The organism is Pseudomonas sp. GM24, assembly GCF_000282235.1.
GTDB lineage: Bacteria > Pseudomonadota > Gammaproteobacteria > Pseudomonadales > Pseudomonadaceae > Aquipseudomonas.
Genome location: NZ_AKJR01000078.1, coordinates 1 through 4,271 on the forward strand (window position 1 = coordinate 1; position 4,271 = coordinate 4,271).

4 protein-coding genes are annotated in these 4,271 nt (G+C 60.4%); 1 reads left to right on the forward strand and 3 read right to left on the reverse strand.

Annotated elements, in window-relative coordinates; all coding sequences use genetic code 11:
• Positions 1-150: 150 nt before the first annotated feature.
• The 3 genes from ccoM to PMI23_RS11840 all read right to left on the reverse strand — a co-directional run bounded on the left by ccoM (position 151) and on the right by PMI23_RS11840 (position 1,010).
• A complete protein-coding gene (ccoM, locus tag PMI23_RS30190; protein WP_003222396.1) occupies positions 151-264 on the reverse strand; it encodes a cytochrome c oxidase subunit CcoM in 114 nt (37 codons plus the stop codon).
• Positions 265-410: 146 nt separating this feature from the next.
• Complete coding sequence (locus tag PMI23_RS29850) at positions 411-572, reverse strand: hypothetical protein (protein WP_007918490.1); 162 nt, start codon at positions 570-572, stop codon at positions 411-413.
• Positions 573-668: 96 nt separating this feature from the next.
• Positions 669-1,010 (reverse strand): hypothetical protein, encoded by a 342-nt coding sequence (locus tag PMI23_RS11840; protein ID WP_003222394.1) that lies wholly within the window; start codon positions 1,008-1,010, stop codon positions 669-671.
• Positions 1,011-1,262: 252 nt separating this feature from the next.
• Between PMI23_RS11840 and rapA the strand changes: the two genes are divergently transcribed.
• Positions 1,263-4,109 carry an RNA polymerase-associated protein RapA gene (gene rapA / locus PMI23_RS11845; RefSeq protein WP_007918493.1) on the forward strand — a complete coding sequence of 949 codons (2,847 nt, stop codon included), beginning with the start codon at positions 1,263-1,265 and terminating at the stop codon, positions 4,107-4,109.
• The last annotated feature ends 162 nt before the right edge of the window (positions 4,110-4,271 follow it).

Below are 4,271 nucleotides of genomic sequence, written 5' to 3' on the forward strand. Positions count from 1 at the left end.
AGGGCGGAACCCTAAGCCGCCGTTACCGCAGCAACGGATATTCACAAAGCACACCCAAAGCATGGTCGGCCCAAAGGCCGCCAAGACACAAAAAAAAGGGGCAACCGAAGTCGCCCCAAAATGCCTTGCGTGCTCATCAATCCAGAAGAATCACTTCTTGCGCTTATTCGCATCCTTCCAGATAAAAAATCCAAACCCTGCAAAAAACAGAACCATCAGCCCTACAGTCAGGACCCCGGCAAACACCACGTTATCGAAAAACATGACTGGCCTCCTGGGCCTCTGCTCTGCTGCGATGGAACTAAGTTACCAAACACACAGGCGCACAAATTGACCGGGATCAATACCAGCAACGAAGGAGAGTAAAGGAGGGAAATTAAATGACCTGCATCAACGGATGCAGGCAGAGATCAACGCTTTTTCGGCTTGTTTTTCGACTTTTTCTTGGCTTTTCCCAACGGCATCGCCTGTTCGAACGCCTGGCGCACTTCGTTCAGCCGCTTCTCTTTAATGTCATGCACGCGCTTGGCGCGTTCAGTACTGAGGTCAATCAGTTTGTCGTCTTGGCTCATGGCGTCAGTAAATCACTTGAAAGAATCACAACTGCCACATCACCGGCAGGACTGCGCCAATAATGCAACGTCACACCAGCGCTGACCAGCCGAAGATCAGATCTCGATATCGACCCACAAGCCCTGACGCGGCTGATCTTCCATTAGCGGCACCACCGGCACGGTGTTATCGGCGTTCAACTCGGTGCCGGGCACGGCCAGGTGTTCTTCCGGGTCTTCATCGGCTTCGCGACGACGGCGATCACGTTCTTGTTGACGGCGCTGCTCTTCACGCGCCAGCAGTCGATCCTCTTCAGGATCGCGCTTTTGCAAATCGATCGTGCTTTCGTTGGAGCTTTCCTGCACCGGCACCACCGGAGGAATGTCCGGCCGCTGGCGGATCGGATCCTGCTGGGAAGTGATCGGCACAGCGCTCAGAGGGAGCATCGGTGGCAACATATAAAGGGTCTCCTGTCTGCAGGCTATCGGCTGCGGCAAAGGCGCCTTGAGCCATCCGTCGCAAATCTGTGACGCACTTGGCACGTGTAGGAGCTGCCGAAGGCTGCGATCTTTATCAGACAGCTCAAACCTCAAGGGTTCTCAAAGATCAAAAGATCGCAGCCTGCGGCAGCTCCTACGCCAGTAATCTTTGGCCCTGAAGCCCTCATTCCGTTAAGATAGCCCGCTTTTTCAAGGTGGGAGTCAGGCAGCATGGCGCAGCAGTATCAACCGGGGCAACGCTGGATCAGTGACAGCGAAGCAGAGCTTGGTTTAGGCACCGTTCTGGCACAGGACGGCCGCTTGTTGACCGTGCTTTACCCGGCCACTGGCGAAACCCGCCAGTACGCGCTACGGAATGCGCCCCTGACCCGCGTGCGGTTCTCGCCGGGTGACAGCATCACCCACTTCGAAGGCTGGAAGATGACCGTGCAGCAAGTCGACGATGTCGACGGCCTGATGGTCTATCACGGTCTCAACGGGCAGAACGAAGCCGTCACCCTGCCGGAAACCCAGCTGTCGAACTTCATCCAGTTCCGTCTGGCCAGCGACCGTCTGTTCGCCGGCCAGATCGATCCGCTGGCGTGGTTCTCGCTGCGTTACAACACTCTCGAACACACCAGCCGCCAGTTGCAATCATCGCTCTGGGGCCTGGGTGGCGTTCGCGCGCAGCCAATCGCGCACCAATTGCACATCGCCCGTGAAGTCGCCGACCGTATCGCCCCGCGCGTTTTGCTGGCGGACGAAGTGGGTCTGGGTAAAACCATCGAAGCCGGTCTGGTGATCCATCGCCAACTGCTCTCGGGCCGCGCCAACCGCGTGCTGATCCTCGTCCCGGAAAACCTCCAGCACCAGTGGCTGGTGGAGATGCGCCGCCGCTTCAACCTGCAGGTCGCGCTGTTCGACGAAGAACGCTTCATCGAAAGCGATGCCACCAACCCGTTCGAAGACACGCAACTGGCGCTGGTCGCGCTGGAGTGGCTGGTCGATGACGAGAAGGCTCAGGACGCACTGTTTGCTGCCGGTTGGGATCTGCTGGTGGTCGACGAAGCGCACCACTTGGTCTGGCACGAAGAAAAGGCCAGCCCGGAATACTCGCTGGTCGAGCAACTCGCCGAAGTCATCCCGGGCGTGCTGCTGCTCACCGCCACCCCGGAACAACTCGGTCAGGACAGCCACTTCGCCCGTCTGCGCCTGCTCGACCCGAACCGTTTCCACGACCTGGCCGCCTTCCGCGCCGAGAGCGACAACTATCGGCCGGTGGCCGAAGCCGTTCAGGAGCTGCTCGACAAGGGCCGTCTCTCGGCCGAAGCGCACAAAACCATTCACGGCTTCCTCGGCAACGAAGGCGAAGCCCTGCTGACCGCGGTCAACGATGGCGACACCGAAGCCAGCGCCCGCCTCGTGCGCGAACTGCTCGATCGCCACGGCACCGGTCGCGTGCTGTTCCGTAATACCCGCGCCGCCGTGCAGGGTTTCCCTGAGCGCAAACTGCACCCGTACCCGCTGCCGTGCCCGGACGAATACCTCGAACTGCCGCTGGGCGAACACGCTGAGCTGTACCCGGAAGTCAGCTTCCAGGCGCAACCAGACGCCAGCGAAGAAGAGCGCTGGTGGAAATTCGACCCGCGTGTCGAGTGGCTGATCGATCAACTGAAAATGCTCAAGCGCACCAAAGTGCTGGTGATCTGCGCCCACGCCGAAACCGCGATGGACCTGGAAGACGCCCTGCGCGTGCGTTCCGGCATCCCGGCCACGGTGTTCCATGAAGGCATGAACATCCTTGAGCGTGACCGCGCCGCCGCTTACTTCGCCGACGAAGAGTTCGGCGCACAAGTGCTGATCTGCTCGGAAATCGGCAGTGAAGGTCGCAACTTCCAGTTCGCTCACCACTTGGTGCTGTTCGATCTGCCGTCGCACCCGGACCTGCTCGAGCAGCGTATTGGTCGTCTCGACCGGATCGGCCAGAAGCACATCATCGAACTGCACGTGCCGTACCTGGAAACCAGCCCGCAAGAGCGCCTGTTCCAGTGGTATCACGAAGCGCTGAACGCGTTCCTCAACACCTGCCCGACCGGCAACGCCTTGCAGCATCAGTTCGGTCCGCGCCTGCTGCCGCTGCTCGAAGAAGCCGACGACGGCGAGTGGCAAGCGCTGATCGACGAAGCGCGGTCCGAGCGCGAGCGTCTGGAAGCCGAGCTGCACACCGGCCGCGACCGTTTGCTGGAACTCAACTCCGGCGGTGCTGGCGAAGGTGAAGCGCTGGTCGAGGATATTCTCGAGCAAGACGATCAGTTCGCCCTGCCGATCTACATGGAAACCCTGTTCGACGCGTTCGGCATCGACAGCGAAGACCATTCGGAAAACGCCCTGATCCTCAAGCCGAGCGAGAAAATGCTCGACGCCAGCTTCCCGCTGGGCGACGACGAAGGCGTGACCATCACCTACGACCGCAACCAGGCGCTGTCGCGCGAAGACATGCAGTTCATCACCTGGGAACACCCGATGGTGCAGGGCGGCATGGATCTGGTGCTGTCCGGTTCGATGGGCAACACCGCCGTCGCGCTGATCAAGAACAAGGCGTTGAAGCCAGGCACCGTACTGCTCGAACTGCTTTATGTCAGCGAAGTGGTAGCGCCGCGTTCGCTGCAACTGGGCCGTTACCTGCCGCCGGCCGCCCTGCGCTGCCTGCTTGATGCCAACGGCAACGACCTGTCGGCGCGCGTCTCGTTCGAAACCTTGAACGATCAGCTGGAAAGCGTGCCACGTGCCAGCGCCAACAAGTTCATCCAGGCCCAGCGCGATCAGCTGACGCCACGGATCAACGCCGGTGAAGACAAGATCGCCCCGCGTCACGCCGAGCGCGTGGCCGAGGCCCGTCGCCGTCTGGCGGCCGACACCGACGAAGAACTGGCGCGCCTGACCGCGTTGCAAGCGGTCAACCCGACCGTGCGCGACAGCGAACTGGTGGCGCTGCGTGAACAGCGTGAGCAAGGTCTGGCGATGCTGGATAAGGCTGCGTTGCGACTGGAAGCGATTCGGGTGTTGGTAGCGGGCTAAACCGCCCTGCTCCAGCGCTGAAAACAAGAAGGCCCGCAGCAATGCGGGCCTTTTTTGTTGCCTGTGATTTTTCAGCTGATGCTGATGGCCTCATCGCTGGCAAGCCAGCTCCCACAGGTTTCGGGTCGTTTACAGATTATGTGTACGACTCGGTCACTGTGG

Bases quoted from the DNA above. Each gene is read 5' to 3' on its own strand.
- ccoM (WP_003222396.1), bottom strand. From the start codon at position 264: ATGTTTTTCGATAACGTGGTGTTTGCCGGGGTCCTGACTGTAGGGCTG.
- PMI23_RS29850 (WP_007918490.1), bottom strand. From the start codon at position 572: ATGAGCCAAGACGACAAACTGATTGACCTCAGTACTGAACGCGCCAAG.
- PMI23_RS11840 (WP_003222394.1), bottom strand. From the start codon at position 1,010: ATGTTGCCACCGATGCTCCCTCTGAGCGCTGTGCCGATCACTTCCCAG.
- rapA (WP_007918493.1), top strand. From the start codon at position 1,263: ATGGCGCAGCAGTATCAACCGGGGCAACGCTGGATCAGTGACAGCGAA.